Annotated in this window: 17 protein-coding genes and 1 tRNA gene; 4 read left to right on the top strand and 14 right to left on the bottom strand. The window is 71.8% G+C overall.

The features are described 5' to 3' along the window. Position 1: 1 nt before the first annotated feature. The 11 genes from C7S10_RS14320 to argS form a co-directional block, all read right to left on the bottom strand. Positions 2–676 (bottom strand): L-threonylcarbamoyladenylate synthase, encoded by a 675-nt coding sequence (locus tag C7S10_RS14320; protein WP_108345114.1) that lies wholly within the window; start codon positions 674–676, stop codon positions 2–4. Between the two features lie 4 nt (positions 677–680). Beyond that, positions 681–1,535: a peptide chain release factor N(5)-glutamine methyltransferase gene (gene prmC / locus C7S10_RS14315; protein WP_108345113.1), complete on the bottom strand. Its 855-nt coding sequence runs from the start codon at positions 1,533–1,535 to the stop codon at positions 681–683. Continuing rightward, a complete protein-coding gene (gene prfA / locus C7S10_RS14310; RefSeq protein ID WP_108345112.1) occupies positions 1,532–2,605 on the bottom strand; it encodes a peptide chain release factor 1 in 1,074 nt (357 codons plus the stop codon). The genes prmC and prfA overlap by 4 nt, the downstream gene beginning before the upstream one ends. Positions 2,606–2,708: 103 nt before the next feature. After that, positions 2,709–2,954 carry a 50S ribosomal protein L31 gene (gene rpmE / locus C7S10_RS14305; protein ID WP_108345111.1) on the bottom strand — a complete coding sequence of 82 codons (246 nt, stop codon included), beginning with the start codon at positions 2,952–2,954 and terminating at the stop codon, positions 2,709–2,711. Positions 2,955–3,076: 122 nt separating this feature from the next. Further along, positions 3,077–3,448, bottom strand: coding sequence for a response regulator transcription factor (locus C7S10_RS14300; RefSeq protein ID WP_108345110.1), 372 nt, complete (start codon positions 3,446–3,448; stop codon positions 3,077–3,079). A 24-nt stretch (positions 3,449–3,472) separates the two neighbouring features. Further along, positions 3,473–5,359 carry a transcription termination factor Rho gene (gene rho, locus C7S10_RS14295; RefSeq protein WP_341476752.1) on the bottom strand — a complete coding sequence of 629 codons (1,887 nt, stop codon included), beginning with the start codon at positions 5,357–5,359 and terminating at the stop codon, positions 3,473–3,475. Between the two features lie 185 nt (positions 5,360–5,544). Continuing rightward, positions 5,545–6,444 (bottom strand): homoserine kinase, encoded by a 900-nt coding sequence (thrB, locus tag C7S10_RS14290; protein ID WP_108345108.1) that lies wholly within the window; start codon positions 6,442–6,444, stop codon positions 5,545–5,547. A 2-nt stretch (positions 6,445–6,446) separates the two neighbouring features. Then, positions 6,447–7,529 (bottom strand): threonine synthase, encoded by a 1,083-nt coding sequence (gene thrC / locus C7S10_RS14285; RefSeq protein ID WP_108345107.1) that lies wholly within the window; start codon positions 7,527–7,529, stop codon positions 6,447–6,449. After that, on the bottom strand, positions 7,526–8,818 hold the full coding sequence (locus tag C7S10_RS14280) for a homoserine dehydrogenase (RefSeq protein WP_108345106.1): 1,293 nt from the start codon (positions 8,816–8,818) through the stop codon (positions 7,526–7,528). The genes thrC and C7S10_RS14280 overlap by 4 nt, the downstream gene beginning before the upstream one ends. After that, a complete protein-coding gene (lysA, locus tag C7S10_RS14275; RefSeq protein ID WP_108345105.1) occupies positions 8,819–10,219 on the bottom strand; it encodes a diaminopimelate decarboxylase in 1,401 nt (466 codons plus the stop codon). It abuts the gene before it with no gap. A gap of 4 nt (positions 10,220–10,223) precedes the next feature. Next, the gene (gene argS, locus C7S10_RS14270; RefSeq protein ID WP_108345104.1) at positions 10,224–11,879 is read right to left on the bottom strand and encodes an arginine--tRNA ligase; all 1,656 of its coding nucleotides are present in this window, start codon (positions 11,877–11,879) and stop codon (positions 10,224–10,226) included. A 110-nt stretch (positions 11,880–11,989) separates the two neighbouring features. Here argS and C7S10_RS14265 point away from each other — a divergent pair. Together C7S10_RS14265 and C7S10_RS14260 are read left to right on the top strand one after the other, a co-directional pair. Then, a tRNA-Arg gene (locus C7S10_RS14265) sits at positions 11,990–12,062 on the top strand. Positions 12,063–12,120: 58 nt separating this feature from the next. Next, the gene (locus tag C7S10_RS14260; protein ID WP_108345103.1) at positions 12,121–13,506 is read left to right on the top strand and encodes a choice-of-anchor P family protein; all 1,386 of its coding nucleotides are present in this window, start codon (positions 12,121–12,123) and stop codon (positions 13,504–13,506) included. On the opposite strand, the gene C7S10_RS14255 is transcribed toward C7S10_RS14260, so the two are convergent. Beyond that, the gene (locus C7S10_RS14255; protein WP_108345293.1) at positions 13,507–14,424 is read right to left on the bottom strand and encodes an LCP family protein; all 918 of its coding nucleotides are present in this window, start codon (positions 14,422–14,424) and stop codon (positions 13,507–13,509) included. It lies immediately after the preceding gene. Beyond that, a complete protein-coding gene (locus C7S10_RS14250) occupies positions 14,424–15,056 on the bottom strand; it encodes a hypothetical protein (protein WP_108345102.1) in 633 nt (210 codons plus the stop codon). Before C7S10_RS14250 ends, C7S10_RS14255 begins: the two co-directional genes overlap by 1 nt. A gap of 166 nt (positions 15,057–15,222) precedes the next feature. Between C7S10_RS14250 and C7S10_RS14245 the strand changes: the two genes are divergently transcribed. Both C7S10_RS14245 and C7S10_RS22270 read left to right on the top strand, forming a co-directional pair. Beyond that, positions 15,223–19,041, top strand: coding sequence for a multifunctional oxoglutarate decarboxylase/oxoglutarate dehydrogenase thiamine pyrophosphate-binding subunit/dihydrolipoyllysine-residue succinyltransferase subunit (locus tag C7S10_RS14245; protein WP_108345101.1), 3,819 nt, complete (start codon positions 15,223–15,225; stop codon positions 19,039–19,041). A 6-nt stretch (positions 19,042–19,047) separates the two neighbouring features. Next, a complete protein-coding gene (locus tag C7S10_RS22270) occupies positions 19,048–19,224 on the top strand; it encodes a DUF6104 family protein (RefSeq protein WP_165807157.1) in 177 nt (58 codons plus the stop codon). A gap of 7 nt (positions 19,225–19,231) precedes the next feature. On the opposite strand, the gene C7S10_RS14240 is transcribed toward C7S10_RS22270, so the two are convergent. Beyond that, complete coding sequence (locus tag C7S10_RS14240; RefSeq protein WP_108345100.1) at positions 19,232–19,438, bottom strand: hypothetical protein; 207 nt, start codon at positions 19,436–19,438, stop codon at positions 19,232–19,234. Positions 19,439–19,445 lie beyond the last annotated feature (7 nt).

Here is a 19,445-nt window from a genome sequence, read left to right as displayed (position 1 = left end):
GTCAGGGCTGGCCCTCGTCCGTGAGCCGGCTGCCCAGCGGCTCGAGGACGGCGTTGAGCTGCTCCACCGACAGTGCGCCCTGCCGCAGGATCCGGCCCTCGGGCCCGGTGCAGTCGACGATGGTCGAGGCCTGGCCGTGGGCGGCGGCGCCCGGGCTGGTGCCGGCGTCGACGATCACCTCGACCGACTCCCCCAGCATCTGCTCCGCCTCGTCGGCGGTGTGGGCGGCCGGGCGGCCGGACAGGTTGGCCGAGCTGACGGCCAGCGGCCCCGTCCGCTCCAGGATGGCCAGGGCGACCTCGTCGTCCGGCATGCGTACGGCGACGGTCCCCCGCGTCTCGCCGAGGTCCCACTGCAGGGAGGACTGCTGGCGGCACACGATCGTCAGGGCGCCCGGCCAGAACTCCTCGACCAGGGCGCGGGCGTAGTCCGGCACGCCGATCGCGAGCGCGTCGAGGGTGGTGGCGGCACTGACCAGGACCGGCGGGGGCATGTCGCGACCGCGTCCCTTGGCGTCCAGCAGCGCCTGGACCGCGTCCGGGGAGAACGCGTCGGCGCCGATGCCGTAGACCGTGTCGGTCGGCAGGACGATCAGCTCCCCCCGGCGGATGGCCAGGGAGGCGGCCTCGATCGCCGCCTCGCGCTCGTCGTCGGTCGTCACGGTCAGTCGTTGCACCTGCCTATCGTGCCAGCCGGGCCGTCGTGAAGCGCGGACGACCTGCCAGGTCGCGGTGGTCGACGACGTCGGACCAGCGACCGGCGGCGGCGAAGACGCCCGGCGCCGAGTCGCCCTGGACGTCGGCGTGCTCCGCGCCGACCACTCCCCCCGGCCGCAGCAGCCCGGCCGCGCGCACGGCGAGGACCCGGATGGCGTCGAGGCCGTCGTCGCCGGAGAAGAGGGCGAGGTGGGGGTCGTGGTCGCGGGCCTCGCGAGCCACCGACTCCCACGCCTCGAGCGGGATGTACGGCGGGTTGCACACCACCACGTCGACGGTGCCGAGCAGGTCGTCGAACGCCGTGGCCATGTCGCCCTGCCGCAGGTCGACCCCGGTGCCGGCGAGGTTGCGCTCCGCCCAGGCGTGGGCGTCCTCGTCCAGCTCGACCGCGTGCACCTCCGCGTCGGGCACCTCGTCGGCGACCGCCCGGGCGATGGCGCCCGACCCGGTGCACAGGTCGACGACGACCGGGGCGCGACCGGCCACGGCCTGCGCGTGCTCGATCGCCCAGCCGGCCAGCAGCTCGGTCTCGGGCCGCGGCACGAAGACGCCGGGTCCCACCGCGAGCTCGACGTGGCGGAAGTACGCGGCGCCGGTCAGGTGCTGGAGGGGCTCGCGTGCCGCACGCCGGGCGACGAGGGACTCGAAGCGCGTCGCCCGCTCCCCCTCCACGGTGTCGACCCGGAACAGGTCGCGCCGCTCCATGCCGTGGACGTGGGCGAGGAGCTCGGCCGCGTCGTGCTCGGGGCTCGCGACCCCGGCCGCACGGAGCCGGCCGACCGCCGAGGCCAAGGCCACGCTGCGGCGTACGGACGTCATTCGTTCAGGCCCTCCAGCCGCGAGGCGAGGTCGGCCTCGACGCAGGACTGGAGCACCGGGCCGAGGTCGCCGTCGAGCACGGTGTCGAGGTTGTAGGCCTTGTAACCGGTGCGGTGGTCGGAGATGCGGTTCTCCGGGAAGTTGTAGGTGCGGATGCGCTCGGAGCGGTCGACGGTGCGGATCTGGCTCTTGCGCGCGGCGCTGGCCTGGGCGTTGGCCTCCTCCTCGGCGGCGGCGAGCAGCCGGGCGCGGAGGATCCGCATGGCCGACTCCTTGTTCTGGAGCTGGCTCTTCTCGTTCTGGCAGCTGGCGACGATCCCGGTCGGCAGGTGCGTGATGCGGACGGCCGAGTCGGTGGTGTTGACGCTCTGCCCTCCGGGGCCCGACGAGCGGTAGACGTCGATGCGCAGGTCGTTGTCGTCGATCTCGACGTCGACCTGCTCGGCCTCGGGCATCACCAGGACGCCGGCGGCGCTGGTGTGCACCCGGCCCTGCGACTCGGTGACCGGGACGCGCTGCACCCGGTGCACGCCACCCTCGAACTTGAGGAGGGCGTACGGCGCCTCGCCGGGCTGCGGCGTGCCCTTGGCCTTCACCGCGACCGTGACCGACTTGTAGCCGCCCAGGTCGGACTCGGTGGCGTCGAGCACCTCGGTGCTCCAGCCGTGCTGGTCCGCGAATCGGGTGTACATCCGCAGCAGGTCGCCGGCGAACAGCGCCGACTCCTCACCGCCCTCGCCCGACTTCACCTCGAGGAGGGCGTCCTTGGCGTCGGCCGGGTCGCGCGGGATGAGCAGGTGACGCAGCCGCTCCTGGGTCGTCTCGCGCTCGGCGGTGAGCTGCGCCGCCTCGTCGGCGAAGGCGGGGTCCTCCGACGCGAGCTCGCGGGCGGCCTCGATGTCGTCGGCCAGCTGGAGCCAGTGCCGCCAGGTCGAGACGATCGCGCTCAGCTCCGCGTAGCGCTGGTTGAGCTGCTTGGCCAGCCGCTGGTCGGCGTGGGTCTCGGGCGCGGCGAGCCGGGCCTCGATGTCGGCGTGCTCGGCGACGAGCCCTTCAACGGCCTCGAACACGGGTCGGCTCCTTGCGCAAGTGGCGAGCGGGTGGCGGTGCGGGACGGCAGGAAATGAACAGCGCCGACCTCCCGCATTGCGGGAGGTCGGCGCTGGAGAGGGGCTACTTGCTCTCGGCGCTCTCGGCCGGGGCGCCGGCCGGGGCCTTCTTGGCGTAGCGAGCCTCGAAGCGGGCCACGCGGCCGCCGGTGTCGAGGATCTTCTGCTTGCCGGTGTAGAACGGGTGGCACTGCGAGCAGACGTCGGCGTGGATCGAGCCGGAGGTCGCGGTGCTGCGGGTGGTGAACTTCGCGCCACAGGTGCAGGTGACCTGGGTCTCCACGTAGTCCGGGTGGATGTCCTTCTTCATGGGGTGTCGTCCTTGTCGGTCGATGTTCCGGGTCGTCAGTGCTCGGTTGCAGGAGACGTGAACCGGAACCAGCGCACAAGTGTGCCACCGAGGTCAACGCCAGTGCGAATCCGGGCATTCCCTCACTCGTCGCGGGCCAGCAGGGCCGCCACCCGGTGGGCGAGCTCGCGCGGACTGAAGGGCTTGGTGATGTAGTCGTCGGCACCCGAGTCGAAGCCCGTCTCCACATCGGACTCCTGCGCCCGGGCCGTCAGCAGGATGACGGGAAGGTCCGCCAGGGCGGTCTCGGCCCGGATCAGCCGGACCGCGTCCAGGCCCGAGAGCCCGGGCATCATCACGTCCAGCACGGCCAGGTCGGGCCGCTGCTCCTGGCACGCCCGGACCGCGGCCATGCCGTCGGCGACGGCCACCACCTCGTGCCCGAGCGAGGTGAGCTTGAACTCCACGAGCTCGCGGATGTCGACATCGTCGTCCGCGACCAGGATGCGCGCCATGGTGGTCCCCCGACCTGTTCCGCGCTACTTGCCCCGGCCGGAGCCGGGCTGCAGGTGGGTGAGGAACGCGATGTTGTTCTGCGCGCCCCGGATCTGCTCGAGCACCGGCGCGACGGACTCGATCGGGTCCGCGGACATCCGGCGCCGCAGCGACGCGACGATCCCCGCCTCCTGGTCGCTGGAGAGCAGCGCCTCGTGGCGCGTGCCCGACGCCACGAAGTCGACGGCGGGGTAGGTGAGGCCCTCGGCCAGCTCGCGACGCAGCCGCAGCTCCATGTTGGCGGTGCCGCCGAGCTCCTCGTAGATCACCTCGTCGGTGGCCGAGCCGGTCTCGACGACGACCGTCGCGAGGACGGTCAGCGAGCCGCCGCCCTCGACGTTGCGGGCCGCGCCGAAGAGCTGCTTGGGCGGGTGCACGGCACCGGCGTCGACGCCGCCGGCGAGCGTGCGGCCGGTCGCGGGCGCGGAGACGTTGTAGGCCCGGGCCAGGCTCGTCACCGAGTCGAGCAGCACCGTCACGTCGTGGCCGAGCTCGACGAGTCGCTTGGCGCGCTCGATCGCGAGCTCGGCGAGCATCGTGTGGTCGCTGGCGGCCCGGTCGAAGGTCGAGGCGATGACCTCGCCCTTCACGGCGCGCTGGAAGTCGGTGACCTCCTCGGGGCGGGCGTCGAGGAGCACCACCATCAGGTGGACCTCGGGGTTGTTCTTGGAGATCGACTGCGCGACCGACTGGAGGAGCGTGGTCCGACCGGTCTTCGGCGGCGCAACGACGAGGCCACGCTGGCCCTTGCCGATCGGCGCGGCGATGTCGATGACCCGCCCGATCAGGTTGGCGCCGTCGGTCTCGAGGCGCAGGCGCTCGGTGGGGTGCACGGGCGTGAACGACTCGAACTCGGTGCGCTCGCGGGCGGCCTCCGGGTCGGCGCCGTTGACGCTGTCGATGCGCACCATCGGGTTGAACTTCTCCTTGCGCTCGCCCTCGCGGGGCTGGCGCACCTGGCCGACCACGGCGTCGCCGCGGCGCAGGCCGAAGCGACGCACCATCGACAGCGACAGGTAGACGTCGTCGGTGCCCGGGAGGTAGCCCGAGGTCCGCACGAAGGCGTAGTTGTCCAGGACGTCGAGGATGCCAGCCGCCGGCACGAGGACGTCGTCCTCGAGCACCGTCGTGTCGGGCTCGTTGCGACCACCCGGGGCACGGTTGGCCTGCCGGTCGCGGTCGCGACCTCGGCGGCGGCGGTTGCGGCGGCTGCCGCCCTCGCCGTCCTCGTCGGTGTCCTCGTTCTGGTGCGGACCCTGCTGACCCTGCTGGTTCTGGTTCTGGTTCGGCTGGCGGTCCTGCTGGCGCTGGCCGCCCTGCCGCTCGGCGGGCTTCTCGTCCTGCTTCTGGTCGGCCTGCTTCTGGTCGGCCTGCTTCTGCTCGACCTGCTTCTGCTCGGCCTGCTTCTCGGCGGGCCGGTCCGACGGCTTGTAGGAGGGCTTCTCGGCCTGCTTCTGCGCGTCCTGCTTCTTCTCGGCCTGCTGGCCGCCCTGCTTCTCCGGCTGGCGATTGCGGGTGCGCTGGCGGGTGGTCACCTGGACGGTGGGCGTGCTCGGCGCGTCCGCGGCGGGCTCGGCCCTCTCGGTGTTCCCGGCAGGCTTCTCGGCCGGCTTCTCGGCCGGCTTGTCGGCCCTCTCAGCCGGCTTGTCGGCACGCTTCTCGGCCGGCTTGTCGGCCGGCTTCGACCCGCCGGACTGGACGGCCTTGATGGCATCGACCAGCTGGGCCTTCTTCATCGAGCCGGCGCCGGGGACGCCCAGCCCGCTCGCCATCGACTTCAGGTCGGCGAGGAGCATGGAGCTGAGTCCCCCACCCGACTTGGCGCGCTTCGTGGCGGGCGCAGCGGTGGGAGCGTCAGGAGTTTCAGTCACGTGGGTCCAACTCGGTTGTGGGGCCGCTGGCGAGAAGAGCGGCGCGTGTCGTCAGGACGGGAACCCGGCAACCAGACGGCCGGGACGAGCTCGGCACCCTGCGGGCGAACCGCTGCGGAGGTGCTCACGCCGTACGGCGCAGCGCGATGCTAGCACCAGCCGACCCGGCCTCGGGGCCGGACCGGTCAGTCCCCGACGAGTGCGCCGGCCGCCTCGACGGACAGGGCGTGGCACGCCCACCCCCGCGGGGCGCGTGCGACCAGCTCGCGGTCGTTGCCGGCCGTGAAGGCCAGCACGGTGGGGCCTGCCCCGCTGACCACGGCGGCGATCCCGTCGGCCCTCAGCGCGTGGACCAGGGCCAGCGACTCGGGCATGGCCGGCTCGCGCTGCTCCTGGTGCAGGTAGTCGCGGGTGGCGGCCAGCAGGTGCTCCGGCCGTCCGGCGAGGGCGGCGACGAGCAGCGCGGCCCGTCCGCTGTTGGCCGCGGCGTCGGCGTGCGGCACGACCTCGGGCAGGAGACCGCGGGCGACCCTCGTCTCGACCGGGGTCGGCGGGACGTAGACCACGGCGCCGACGCGCGGGTCGACGCCGGCGGGCACGGCGTACCAATCGTCGTCCTCACGCCCGGAGATGACGAAACCGCCGTAGAACGCCGGGGCGACGTTGTCGGGGTGGCCCTCGATGTCGGCCGCGAGGCGGAACAGGGACTCGTCGTCGAGCAGCAGCTGCCCGCCGGCGACGAGGGCACGGGCGAGCGTGACGCCGCCGACGATCGCGGCCGAGGACGACCCGAGCCCGCGACCGTGCGGGATGACGTTGGTGCAGCGCAGGGTCAGCCCGGAGGGCTCCGCGTCCATCGCGGCGAACGCCGCCCGCATGGAGCGGACCACGAGGTGGGACTCGTCGAGGGGGACGTCGTCGGCGCCGGCGCCCGTCACCTCGACCGTGAGCCCCTCGCCCGTGACCTCGGCCGACAGGGTGTCGCGCAGGGACAGGGCGAGGCCGAGCGAGTCGAAGCCCGGACCGAGGTTGGCCGACGTGGCGGGGACCGTGACCCGCACGGGGCCGCTGACGAAGGTCGCCATGCTCAGGCGAGACCGGCAGCCGCGGCGGCCGCGGCCACGTCGGCATCGATGACGGTGTCGACGATGTCGGTGTAGGACTCGAGCGCGGTGGCGGTGTCCTTGAGCCCGTGCCCGGTGACCGTGATCGCGACCGTCTTCCCGGCGTAGCTCTCGCCGGCGGCGAGCTCGGCGAGCATGCCCGCCACCCCGGCCGCCGACGCCGGCTCGACGAAGACGCCGTCGCGGCGGGCGAGCTCGGCCTGAGCCGAGAGGATCTGCGCGTCCGAGAGCGCGGCGAAGCGGCCCTCCGACTCCTTGGCCGCCATCTCGGCGAGGTGCCAGGACGCCGGGTTGCCCACACGGATCGCGGTCGCCTTGGTCTCCGGGTCGGGGAACGGCTCGCCGGTGACGAGCGGCGCCGCTCCCTCGGCCTGGAAGCCGCGCATCACGGGCAGCTTCGTCGCGCGGCCGAGCTCGGCGTACTGCTGGTAACCCAGCCAGTAGGCCGCGATGTTGCCCGCGTTGCCGACCGGGAGCAGGTGGTAGTCGGGGGCGTCGCCGAGGAAGTCGCAGATCTCGAACGAGCCGGTCTTCTGGCCCTGGAGGCGGACCGGGTTGACCGAGTTGACCAGTGCGACCGGGTAGTCGCGGGCCAGCCCGCGCGCGAGGTCGAGGCAGTGGTCGAAGTTGCCGCGGACCATGACGATCTGCGCGCCGTGCACGACGGCCTGCGCCATCTTGCCGGCCGCGATCTTGCCCTCGGGGATGAGGACGAGCGGCTTGAGCCCGGCCTTGGCGGCGTAGGCCGCCATCGACGCCGACGTGTTGCCGGTGGAGGCGCACACGACCGCCTCGGATCCCTCGTGCTTCGCGACCGAGATGGCGGCGGTCATGCCACGGTCCTTGAACGAGCCGGTCGGGTTGTTGGCCTCGACCTTGAGCCAGACCTGGCCGCCGGTCAGACCGGAGAGCCACTCGGAGTGCACGAGCGGGGTGCCGCCCTCGCGCAGGGTGACCGCCTCGAGGCCCTCCGGGAGGTCGAGGAGGTCGCGGTACTCCTCGATCACGCCCCGCCACTGACGGCGGGGCCACTGGCCGGTGGTCATTCGTCTCCCCCTTCGACGCGCATCACCGAGGTGACGTCGCGCACGATGTCCATGGTCCGCAGGTGCTCGACGGTCGCGCTGAGCGCGGCGTCGGTGGCGGCGTGGCTGACCACGACGAGCTGCGCGTCCTCGCCGCGACCCTCCTGGCGCACGGTCTGGATCGAGACGTCGTTGTCGGCGAACGCGTTGGCCACGGCGGCGAGCACGCCCGAGCGGTCGTCGACGTCGAGCGCCACGTGGTAGCGGGTGCGGGTCTCCCCCATCGGCAGCACGGCCCGATCGGCGTACGCCGACTCGCCGGCGCCGCGGGTGTCGCTGAGCCGGTTGCGGGCGACCGTCACGAGGTCGCCCAGCACGGCGCTGGCCGTGGGCGAGCCGCCTGCTCCGGGGCCGTAGAACATCAGCTGGCCGGCGGCCTCGGACTCGACGAACACGGCGTTGTAGGCGCCGCGCACGCTGGCGAGCGGGTGGCTGCGCGGGATCATCGCGGGGTGCACGCGGGCCGCGACCTGGTCTCCCCGCAGCTCGCAGATGGCGAGCAGCTTGACGACCGAGTCCATCTCGCGGGCCGACTGGACGTCGGCGGCGGTGACCTCGGAGATGCCCTCGCGGTAGACGTCGGAGGCCGTGACCCGCGAGTGGAACGCGAGGCTGGCCAGGATCGCCGCCTTGGCCGCCGCGTCGAAGCCCTCGACGTCGGCGGTCGGGTCGGCCTCGGCGAAGCCGAGGTCCTGCGCCTCCTCGAGCGCCTCCGAGAAGCCGGCGCCCGAGGTGTCCATCTTGTCGAGGATGAAGTTGGTGGTGCCGTTGACGATGCCGAGGACGCGGGTGACCCTGTCGCCGGCCAGCGACTCGCGCAGCGGCCGCAGGATCGGGATGGCGCCGGCCACGGCGGCCTCGTAGTAGAGGTCGCGCTCGGCCTTGGCCGCCGCCTCGAACAGGGTGGGGCCGTCCTCGGCCAGCAGGGCCTTGTTGGCCGTGACCACGCTGGCGCCGCCGGAGAGCGCCGCCAGGATCAGCGAGCGGGCGGGCTCGATGCCGCCGATGACCTCGACCACCAGGTCGACGTCGTCGCGGGCCACCAGCCCGGCCGCGTCGGTCGTCAGCAGCTCCGCGGGCACGTCGACCTCCCGCTGGGCGTCGAGGCGGCGCACGGCCACCCCGACCAGCTCGACGGGCGCGCCGACGCGAGCCGCGAGGTCGTCGGCCTGCTCCGTGAGCAGGCGCACCACCTGTGAGCCCACCGATCCACAGCCCAGCACCGCGACCTTCAGTCGCTTGTCATCCATTCATGCACCCACGTCAGTAGCCAACAGGTCGTCTTCAGTCTCCCTGCGCAGCACGACGGAGATCTTCCCGTCCCGCACAGCGATCACCGGAGGTCGCAGCGCATGGTTGTAGTTGGAGGCCATCGAGCGGCAGTAGGCGCCGGTCCCGGGCACCGCCACCAGGTCGCCCGGGGCCACGTCACCGGGGAGGAACTCGTCCTTCACCACGATGTCGCCGGCCTCGCAGTGCTTGCCCACGACGCGCGCCAGCACCGGCACAGCCTCGGACGCACGGCTCGCGAGGGTCGCGGAGTAGTCGGCGTCGTACAGCGCGGTGCGGATGTTGTCGCTCATCCCGCCGTCGACCGAGACGTAGGTGCGGGTGAGGCCGCCGTCGAGGGCGACCTCCTTGACCGTGCCGACGGTGTAGACGGTGCACATCGACGGGCCGACGATCGCCCGGCCCGGCTCGATGCTCAGCCGCGGCGCGGCGACGCCGAGGGCGCGGCACTCGTGCTCGACGATCTTGGTCATCTCGGTCGCGAGCTGCGCGGGATCGCTCGGGTCGTCCTGGGTCGTGTAGGCGATGCCGAACCCGCCGCCGAGGTCCATCTCGGGCATGTCGACGCCGAGCTCCTCGCCCACGCGGGCGTGCAGGGCCAGGACGCGGCGGGCCGCGACCTCGAAGCCCGAGGAGTCGAAGATCTGGCTGCCGATGTGGCTGTGCAGGCCGAGCAGCTCCAGACCGGGGGCGTCGCGCACGCGGCGTACGGCCTCGAGGGCGTCGCCGCTCGTGATCGAGAAGCCGAACTTCTGGTCCTCGTGCGCGGTGGCGATGTACTCGTGGGTGTGCGCCTCGACGCCCGCGGTCACGCGGATCATCACGCGGGCGGTGCGGCCGAGCTCGGTGGTCAGCTGCTCGAGCCGCGCGATCTCGTGGAAGGAGTCGACGATGATCCGCCCGACGCCCAGCTCGAGGGCCCGCGCGAGCTCGCGCTCGGTCTTGTTGTTGCCGTGGAAGCCGACGCGCGCCATCGGGAAGCCGGCGCGCTCGGCCACGCTCAGCTCGCCGCCCGAGCACACGTCGAGGTGGAGCCCCTCCTCCGCCAGCCAGCGCACGGTGGTCACCGAGAGGAACGCCTTGCCGGCGTAGAAGACGTCGTACGCCGCGAAGGCCTGCTTGAAGGCGCGCGCGCGAGCCCGGAAGTCGGCTTCGTCGAGGACGTAGGCCGGGCTGCCCTGCCGGGCGACGACGTCGGCGAGGGCCACGCCGCCGACGCTGAGCACGCCCGCGGTCTTCTCGGTCGTGCTCGACCAGAGCCGCGGGACGATCTCGTTGGCGTCGGTGGGGCGCTGGAGCCAGTGCGGCCCCTTCAGGGCGCCGTCGGCGTGTGCCCAGCCGGACGGGTGCGAGGTGGGCACGCGCTCACATCCGCTCGGGCGCCGAGACGCCGAGCAGGCCGAGCCCGTTGGCGAGCACGACGCGGGTCGCGTCGACCAGGAGCAGCCGCGCACGGTGCAGGTCGCTGGTCTCCTCGTCGCCCCGCGGCAGCACGCGGCAGTTGTCGTAGAACCGGTGGTAGGTCCCGGCGAGCTCCTCGAGGTAGCGCGCCACCCGGTGCGGCTCGCGCAGCTCGGCGGCTGCCTTGATCACCCGCGGGAGCTCGGCGAGGGCGCGGAGCAGCTCGCCCTCCTTCTCGTGCGTGAGCAGCTCGGGGTGCGACTGCGCCTCGACCCCGAGGTCGGCGGCGTTGCGCATCAGGCTCGCCACCCGCGCATGGGCGTACTGCACGGTGAAGACCGGGTTGTCGTTGGTCGCGCGCGACCACAGGTCGAGGTCGATGTCGATCGGCGAGTCGGAGTGGTAGCGCGCCAGCGCGTAGCGGCTCGCGTCGACGCCGATGGCGCCGACCAGGTCGTCGATCGTGACGATCGTGCCCGCCCGCTTGGACATCCGCATCGGCTCGCCGTCCCTGAGCAGGTTGACCATCTGCCCGATCAGGATCTCGAGGTTCTTGCCCGGCTCGTCGCCGAAGGCCGAGCACATCGCGTTCATCCGGCCGACGTAGCCGTGGTGGTCGGCGCCCAGCATGATGAAGCAGCGGTCGAACCCGCGCTCGCGCTTGTCGAGGTAGTAGGCCAGGTCGCCGGAGAGATAGGCCGCCGCACCGTTGGAGCGCACGACCACGCGGTCCTTGTCGTCGCCGAACTGCTCGGTGCGCAGCCACAGGGCGCCGTCGGACTCGTAGGTGTTGCCGAGCTCGGTGAGCCGGTCGATCGCCTTCTGGACGGCACCGCTGCGATGCAGGTCGTCCTCGTGGAAGTAGACGTCGAAGTCGACCCCGAACTCGTGCAGCGACTGCTTGATCTCGGCGAACATCATCTCGACGCCGACCTCGCGGAAGAGCTCCTGCGCCTTGTCGTCGTCGAGGTCGAGCACCTCGGGGTGCTTCTCGACCACGGCGTCCGCGATGTCGTGGATGTACTGCCCGCCGTACCCGTCCTCGGGCACGGGCCGCTTCCGCGCACTGGCGAGCAACGACCCACTGAACCGGTCGATCTGCGCACCGTGGTCGTTGAAGTAGTACTCCCGCGTGACCTCGGCCCCGGCGAGGGTGAAGATCCGGCCGAGCGCGTCGCCCACGGCGGCCCAGCGGACGCCGCCGAGGTGCAGCGGACCGGTCGGGTTGGCGGAGACGAACTCGAGGTTGATCTTCTCGCCGGCGAACGCGTCGGAGGCGCCGTAAGACGACCCGGCCGCGACGATGTCGGCGGCGACCTGTCCCTGGGCGCCCGCGGCGACGGTGATGTTGAGGAAGCCCGGTCCGGCGACCTCGACGGCCGCGACACCGTCGGACGCGGTCAGCCGGGAGGCGACGACCTCGGCGAACGCACGCGGGTTGGTGCCGGCTCGCTTGGCCAGCTGGAGGGCGACGTTGGTGGCGTAGTCGCCGTGGCCCTTCTGCCGGGGCCGCTCGATCGTGACCGTCGTCGGGACGCCGTCGGGCAGCGTCACGGACCCGTCGGCCACCGCGGCCTCGAGGACGTCGACGATGGTCTGGGAGAGCTGGTCCGGAGTCACCGACCCAGCCTATCGGCGCTGCACGGGTGCCTCCGACCCGGTTTCACCAGCCGAGGTCCCGACCGATGTGCCGGCCGGGCCGGCTGGGTTGTAGGGTCTGCTTCGCCCGAGCCTCCGTAGCTCAGGGGATAGAGCACCGGTTTCCGGTACCGGGTGCCGCAGGTTCGAATCCTGCCGGAGGCGCTTCACTCCCGAGATGTGTAACACTGCGTTACAACATCGACATTGGGAGCACTCCACCGTGAGCAAGCTGATCTCGGGCCTCGCCCTGTCCACCACCGTCACGCTGAGCCTGCTGGCGGGCACCGCCGGCCCGGCCGCGGCCGTCGCCTCCGCGGAACGATCCGCCCCGACGCTGACCGACTTCGGCTACCGCGCCGACGTCTACGCCGTGAAGCTGGTGACGGACAACGTCGAGGCGTTCAACGTCAAGGACGCGCACGCCCAGCTGCGGTGCACGCGAGCCATCGGCCAGAGCGCCGAGAAGTCGTCGGTGCTCAGCGTCCCCGACAACCCGCTGGTGAACATCGCGGCGAGCACGAGTCGCACCGACACCTACCAGGACGGCAGCACCAACGGCGTGGTCGGCGTCAACACCGTCGGTGACATCCGCATCGGCGGCGAGGTCGCCGGGGTCAGGACGCCGACGCTGGTGATCGAGGGCCTCACCACCTCGGCCAACGCGTTCCACACGCCGCAGGGCTTCGGCCACGAGGAGTCGTTCGACTTCGCGCGCATCCGCCTCGAGCTGCTCGAGGGCACTCCCCTGCAGGGCACCCCGCTCGAGGCGCTGCTGGCGCCGCTCGACCAGGTGACCGACACGGTCTTCGAGGGCACCAACCAGGCCGCCAACGAGATCTTCAAGGTCCTGCAGTCCGCCACCGCGCCGATCCAGATCCCCGGCCTGGGCTCGATCGCGCTCGGCAAGGTGCGCGGCTCGGCCAACGCCAAGCGGGCCACCTCGGAGGCGATGGCGCTCGAGATCGTGGTCGACGCCGGCGGCAGCCGCCAGCTCGTGGAGATCGGCTCGGCCAACGCGCGCATCGGCGCCCCGGCGCCGGCCGGCGTCTTCCGGGCCGGCGGCTCCGCGCTCGACCTCCAGGCCCTCCAGAGCTCGCTGCGCTTCGGCAACGTGCAGCACAAGTCGATCCCCTGCGAGGGCACCCTCGGCAAGACGATGACCTACCACGTCCCGTCGGCCGGCGTGCTCGGCGGCCTCGTCGCCCGGGTCACCGGCGTCACGTACTCGCACCGCGGCAAGCAGAACGCCAGGAAGGACCTCGCCAAGGGCTTCTCGGCGGTCAGCATCGCCTCCACCTCCGTGCCCGCCGTCGGGCTCGAGGTCAGTGACATCGTCAGCAGGGTCACGATGCGCGGGAAGGAGAACCGGCCGGTGAAGTCCAAGGTCACCTCGAGCATCGGCGCCATCACCTTCCGGGGCCAGCCCGTCGCCGTACCCGCTCCGGGCCAGACCGTGGAGCTGCCCGGCGGAGCGGGCCTGCTCCAGCGTCAGGTGGTCAAGGACAGCAGGTACGGCGCCGCGTCGATCGGGCTGCGGGTGCAGCTGTTCGCCGAGGCGGTCGTGCTGGACCTGGGCCTGGCCGACGGGCACATCTACCCGCGCTGATCAGCAGCCCCTCAACGTGGCGTCGGCGCGCGCGGCGTTGCCGAGCCGGCGGGCCTGGGCCACGTCGGGGAAGACGACGCTCTGCCCGCCGACCGACCCGATCCGACCGCCGATCACGCAGGTCGTGATCTTGCCGGGCTCGACCTGGGCCACGGCCTGCGCGAGCTGGTAGAGCTCGGCAGGCCCGAGGTTGGTGCCCATGTTCCTCAGCACCGACATCACCCCGCGCTCGATGAAGCCGGGCCGGTCGGCCTGGGCGCGGATGCGGGCATGGATGCCCCGGAGGGTCCGCTGCTGGTTGGCGGAGCGGTCGAAGTCGCCACCGGCCAGCGACTTGCGGATGCGCGAGAAGGCCATCGCGTCGTAGCCGCCGAGGTGGATCCGGCCGGCCCTGAACCCCTCCTTCTTGAGGTAGGGATCGGTGAAGCGACGGGGGTTGCGGACCTCGATGCCCCCGATGTCGTCGACCATGTTCTCGAAGAACGGGAAGCGCGTGACCATCACGTAGTCGGGTGTGATGCCGGTGAGGTTGGCCATCGCGCCGGCCATCCCCTTCGGACCGCCGAAGTAGAGCGAGGCGTTGATCTTGTTCATGCCGTGACCCGGGATCGAGACCCACGAGTCGCGAGGCACGCCGATGGCCGTGGCAGCGTCGGTCCTGGTGTTGATCCCGATCAGCTGGAGCGCGTCACCGCGACTGCGCAGCATGTCCTCCCCCGGGCGAGCGTCGGAGCCGACGGCGAGGATCCAGACGACGTCGGGGCCGACCGAGACACCACCGGCCCGCTTGATGCGGACCAGCTCCACGCCGGTCGGCTGGACGGCCGAGTCGGGGACGACGAGGGCCGCCGCGCCCAGGACGAGGACGAGCAGGCCCGTGCGCAGCGAGCGCGTGAGGGTCGGGAACCGGCGGAGCATCACAGCCACCCCTTGGAGACGTCGTAGCCGAAGACCTGCCAGCCCTGCGGCTTGCGGGTGAGGAAGAGGCGCCCGCTCACGCGCAGGCGACCGGCCTCGGTGCCGGTCGTGCGCATGCGGAGGTCGAAGCGGGCGGTGACCGACTTCGCCCGTCGGTCGACGGCGAGCAGGTCGAGGCGCACCTTGCGCATCAGCGGGGTGAGCTCGGCGGCGTCGAGGTCGACGTTGGTCATCAGCTCGCGGTCGAAGGTCGCCCGGCGCCGGGCGCCGGGGGTGAACCCCGGGAAGGCGGACGCGACGTCGGTCTGCGAGCCCGCGCCCGAGAGGTAGGCCTTCTCCCACCAGCGGTCGATCACCGAGGTCACGTCCTTGCGCACCGCCTTGCGGCGCTGCCCGGGCAGGCGGCCCACGACGGTGCCGACCTGGGCGGTCGTCGCCAGCTCGGACGGCGCGGCCGGCTCGGTCCGGACGGTGGCGCCGACGTGGCTCGCGGCCGCCCCCGGGGATGCCGGATCGGTGCTCGCGCTGCAGCCGGCGACGGCGACGGACGAGGGCAGGAGGGCGAGGCTCAGCAGCCAGGTGGCGGCCGTCCGCCGGGCCCGCAGGGGTCGGCCCGGGAGGGCAGATCGCATGGTTTCTCCAGTGGGACAGAGGTGGTGCGCGTGGGACGCGTGTGGCGCTGGCAACACCTTGCCCCACGGATCTGGGCCGCCCCTGCATTTGTGCGCGTGTGGGACTAGCCTTGACAACAACCGATCGCACACACACATCTGCCACCTGGAAGAGGCGAAGCAAGCCGTGCCGCAGTCCCCCACCGATCAGTCCGGCAACTCCTCGGTTGCCCCCTCCACCGACCTCGGAGCCAACGAGTGGCTCGTGGACGAGATGCGCGAGCAGTTCGCGGCGGATCCGGGCAGCGTGACGCCGGAGTGGGCTGCCTACTTCACCGCGAACGGCAACGGCAACGGCAACGGCACCGCCACGTCCAGCACCACCAGCACGACCACCAAGCCCGCCGCCCCGGCTCCGGCTCCCGCCCCTACGCCCGCCCCGGCTCCGGCTCCCGCCCCGGCCGCCGCGCCCGCCCCGGCCGCCGCTCCGACTCCAGCACCGAAGCCCACCCCCGCCGCGCAGGCCAAGCCCCGGCCCACCGCAGCCGCCGCCGAGCCCGCCGCCGGCACCACAACCCCGGTGGCCAAGGACGCCAAGCCCGCCGCGCCGGCCGCGGCCACCGACGAGCCGACCTACACCGTGCTGCGCGGCATCCCCGCCGCCACCGCCAAGAACATGGACATCTCGCTGGCCGTCCCGACGGCCACGAGCGTGCGCAACATCCCGGTCAAGCTGCTCTGGGACAACCGCATCGTCATCAACAACCACCTCAAGCGCGCCCGCGGCGGCAAGGTCTCGTTCACCCACCTCATCGGCTACGCGATCGTCAAGGCGATCAACAGCCAGCCCGCGATGAACAACACGTACGCCGAGACCGACGGCAAGCCGACGATGGTGACCCCGGCGCACATCAACCTCGGCCTGGCGATCGACCAGACCAAGCCCGACGGGACCCGCCAGCTGGTCGCCCCGTCCATCAAGGGCTGCGAGTCGATGGACTTCGCGCAGTTCTGGACGGCGTACGAGGAGATCGTGCGCAAGGCCAAGGACAACAAGCTGACGATGGAGGACTACTCCGGCACGACCGTCAGCCTCACCAACGTCGGCGGCCTCGGCACCAACAACTCCGTGCCGCGACTCATGCAGGGGCAGGCCGCGATCATCGGCGTCGGCTCGATGGACTTCCCGCCGGAGTTCCAGGGCGCCTCGGAGGAGACGCTGACCCGCAACGCGGTGTCGCGGATCATGACGATGACCTCGACGTACGACCACCGCGTCATCCAGGGCGCGCAGTCCGGTGAGTTCCTGCGGGCCGTGCACCAGCTGCTGCTCGGCGACGGCGGGTTCTACGACGAGATCTTCCGTGCGCTGCGCATCCCCTACGAGCCCATCCGCTGGGCCCAGGACGTCTCGGCCAGCCACGACGAGGACGTCAGCAAGCAGGCCCGGATCCTCGAGCTGATCCACGCCTACCGCGTGCGCGGCCACCTGATGGCCGACACCGACCCGCTGGAGTACAAGCAGCGCAGCCACCCCGACCTCGAGGTCGAGGAGCACGGGCTGACCCTGTGGGACCTCGACCGCGAGTTCGCGACCGGCGAGTTCGGCGGGGCACGCCGCTTCATGAAGCTGCGCTCGGTGCTCGGCATCCTGCGCGACTCCTACTGCCGCACGGTCGGCATCGAGTACATGCACATCATGGATCCCGAGCAGCGCCGCTGGATCCAGGAGCGGGTCGAGCAGCCGCACACCAAGCCGCCCCGCGAGGAGCAGCTGCGGATCCTGCTCAAGCTCAACCAGGCCGAGGCGTTCGAGACGTTCCTGCAGACGAAGTTCGTCGGCCAGAAGCGCTTCAGCCTCGAGGGCGGCGAGACCACGATCCCGGTGCTCGACGAGATCTGCGAGGCGGCCGCCGAGGTCGGCCTCGACGAGGTCACCATCGGCATGGCCCACCGTGGCCGGCTCAACGTGCTCGCCAACATCGTCGGCAAGAAGTACAGCCAGATCTTCCGCGAGTTCGAGGGCAACATCGACCCGCGCACCGTCCAGGGCTCCGGCGACGTGAAGTACCACCTCGGCGCGGAGGGCGAGTTCCTCTCCGGCCTCGGCGACACGATCAAGGTCTCGGTGGCGGCCAACCCGTCGCACCTCGAGGCCGTCGACCCGGTGCTCGAAGGCATCGCCCGCGCCAAGCAGGACGTGCTCAACCAGGGCGCCGACTACCCCGTGCTCCCCCTGCTCGTCCACGGTGACGCGGCCTTCGCCGGCCAGGGGGTCGTCGCCGAGACGCTCAACCTGTCGCAGCTGCGCGGCTACCGCACCGGCGGCACGATCCACGTGGTCGTCAACAACCAGGTCGGCTTCACCACCTCGCCCGGCTCCTCGCGCTCCTCGCTCTACTGCACGGACGTCGCGCGGATGGTCCAGGCGCCGATCTTCCACGTCAACGGCGACGACCCGGAGGCGTGCATCCGCGTCGCCCGGCTCGCCTTCGAGTACCGCCAGGCGTTCAACAAGGACGTCGTCATCGACCTCGTCTGCTACCGCCGCCGCGGCCACAACGAGGGCGACGACCCGTCGTACACCCAGCCGCTGATGTACGACCTGATCGAGCAGAAGCGCTCGGTGCGCAAGCTCTACACCGAGTCCCTCATCGGTCGTGGCGACATCACGATCGAGGAGGCCGAGCAGGTCCTCAAGGACTACCAGCAGCAGCTCGAGCGGGTCTTCACCGAGGTCCGCGAGGCCAGCAACGACGCGGTCTCCGAGTGGACCACCGTCCCGGACTACCCGGACAAGCCCGCCGGCGAGTTCACCACGGCGGTCGGCCAGGAGGTGCTCAAGCGCATCGCGGACGCCTACGTCACGCCGCCGGACGGCTTCACCGTCCACCCCAAGGTGATGCCGCAGCTGCAGCGCCGCTCGACCGCGATCACCAGCGGCCCGATCGACTGGGGCACCGGCGAGATCCTCGCCTTCGGCTCCCTGCTGATGGACGGCCGCCCCGTGCGGCTCGCCGGGCAGGACTCGCGCCGCGGCACGTTCGTGCAACGCTTCGCGACGATCATCGACCGCACCAACGCCGACGAGTGGACGCCGCTGACCAACCTCACCGAGGACCAGGCCAAGTTCCACGTCTACGACTCGCTGCTCTCGGAGTACGCCGCCCTCGGGTTCGAGTACGGCTACTCCGTCGCCCGCCCCGACGCGCTCGTGCTCTGGGAGGCCCAGTTCGGTGACTTCGTCAACGGCGCCCAGACCGTCATCGACGAGTTCATCTCCGCCGGGCAGACGAAGTGGCGCCAGCAGTCGGGCGTCGTGCTCCTGCTCCCCCACGGCTACGAGGGCCAGGGTCCCGACCACAGCTCGGCGCGCATCGAGCGGTTCCTGACCATGGCCGCCGAGGACGCGATGGTGGTGGCGCAGCCGTCGACGCCCGCGTCGTACTTCCACCTGCTGCGCCGGCACTCGCTGGGCGAGGAGCACCGTCCGCTGATCGTGTTCACGCCCAAGTCGATGCTCAAGCGCAAGGAGGCCGCCTCGCAGCCCGAGGACTTCACCGGCGAGACCACCTTCCGCGCGTTCATCGGCGACGACGCGGCCGACCCGGCCACGGTCGAGACGCTGCTCCTCTGCTCGGGTCGCGTCACCTGGGACCTGATGGTCGAGCGCGGCAAGCGCGAGGACGGCGACGCGTTCGCGATCGGTCGCGTCGAGCGCCTGTACCCGCGCCCGGTCGACGAGATCAAGGCCGAGATCGCGAAGTACCCCAACCTCAAGTCGATCCGCTGGGTGCAGGACGAGCCGCGGAACATGGGCCCGTGGCCGCACTACCAGCTCAACGTGTGGCCCGACCTCGACCTCACCGTCGAGCCCGTCACGCGTCCCGCCTCCGCGTCGCCCTCGGTCGGCACGATCAAGCGCCACACCGAGGAGCAGAAGTCGCTCCTCGACGCGGCGTTCGCCTCGCCGACCGGCGACCGCGCCCAGACCGGCGACTACTGAGGGTCGATGTACTTCACCGACCGCGGGCTCGAGGAGCTCGTCAAGCGCCGGGGTGACGAGGAGGTCACCCTGGCGTGGCTCGCCGAGCAGCTGCAGGCGTTCGTCGACACGTTCCCCGAGTTCGAGACGCCGGTCGAGCGGTTCGCGACCTGGCTGGCGCGCCTCGACGACCCGGAGGACTGAGCGGGCGTCAGGCCTCGTCGTCCATCGCCCGGCGGGCGGAGTCGCGGATCTCGAAGAGCTCCGTGGCCAGCCCGCCGAGGGACCCGGCGACGTCCTTCACGGCCCCGGTGACGATCGCGGTCACCTGCCCGACCGTGGTCGCGGCCGCCGTGACGGTGTCCTGCACGGCGTCCTTGCGGATCTCCGCCTTGCTGAGCCTGGTGGGCCGGGTCATGGCGCCA

It is taken from the genome of Nocardioides currus, from assembly GCF_003057875.1.
Taxonomy (GTDB): Bacteria; Actinomycetota; Actinomycetes; order Propionibacteriales; family Nocardioidaceae; genus Nocardioides; species Nocardioides currus.
Note: the sequence above shows the minus strand (reverse complement) of the source record. Positions and strands in the feature narration are given on the sequence as shown.

What these genes read in the sequence shown, in the direction of transcription:
- C7S10_RS14300 (WP_108345110.1), bottom strand. Translation starts at nt 3,448, where the DNA reads ATGGCGCGCATCCTGGTCGCGGACGACGATGTCGACATCCGCGAGCTC.
- C7S10_RS14255 (WP_108345293.1), bottom strand. Translation starts at nt 14,424, where the DNA reads ATGCTCCGCCGGTTCCCGACCCTCACGCGCTCGCTGCGCACGGGCCTG.
- thrB (WP_108345108.1), bottom strand. Translation starts at nt 6,444, where the DNA reads ATGGCGACCTTCGTCAGCGGCCCCGTGCGGGTCACGGTCCCCGCCACG.
- C7S10_RS14240 (WP_108345100.1), bottom strand. Translation starts at nt 19,438, where the DNA reads ATGACCCGGCCCACCAGGCTCAGCAAGGCGGAGATCCGCAAGGACGCC.
- prmC (WP_108345113.1), bottom strand. Translation starts at nt 1,535, where the DNA reads ATGACGTCCGTACGCCGCAGCGTGGCCTTGGCCTCGGCGGTCGGCCGG.
- C7S10_RS14250 (WP_108345102.1), bottom strand. Translation starts at nt 15,056, where the DNA reads ATGCGATCTGCCCTCCCGGGCCGACCCCTGCGGGCCCGGCGGACGGCC.
- rpmE (WP_108345111.1), bottom strand. Translation starts at nt 2,954, where the DNA reads ATGAAGAAGGACATCCACCCGGACTACGTGGAGACCCAGGTCACCTGC.
- C7S10_RS22270 (WP_165807157.1), top strand. Translation starts at nt 19,048, where the DNA reads ATGTACTTCACCGACCGCGGGCTCGAGGAGCTCGTCAAGCGCCGGGGT.
- C7S10_RS14280 (WP_108345106.1), bottom strand. Translation starts at nt 8,818, where the DNA reads ATGGATGACAAGCGACTGAAGGTCGCGGTGCTGGGCTGTGGATCGGTG.
- thrC (WP_108345107.1), bottom strand. Translation starts at nt 7,529, where the DNA reads ATGACCACCGGCCAGTGGCCCCGCCGTCAGTGGCGGGGCGTGATCGAG.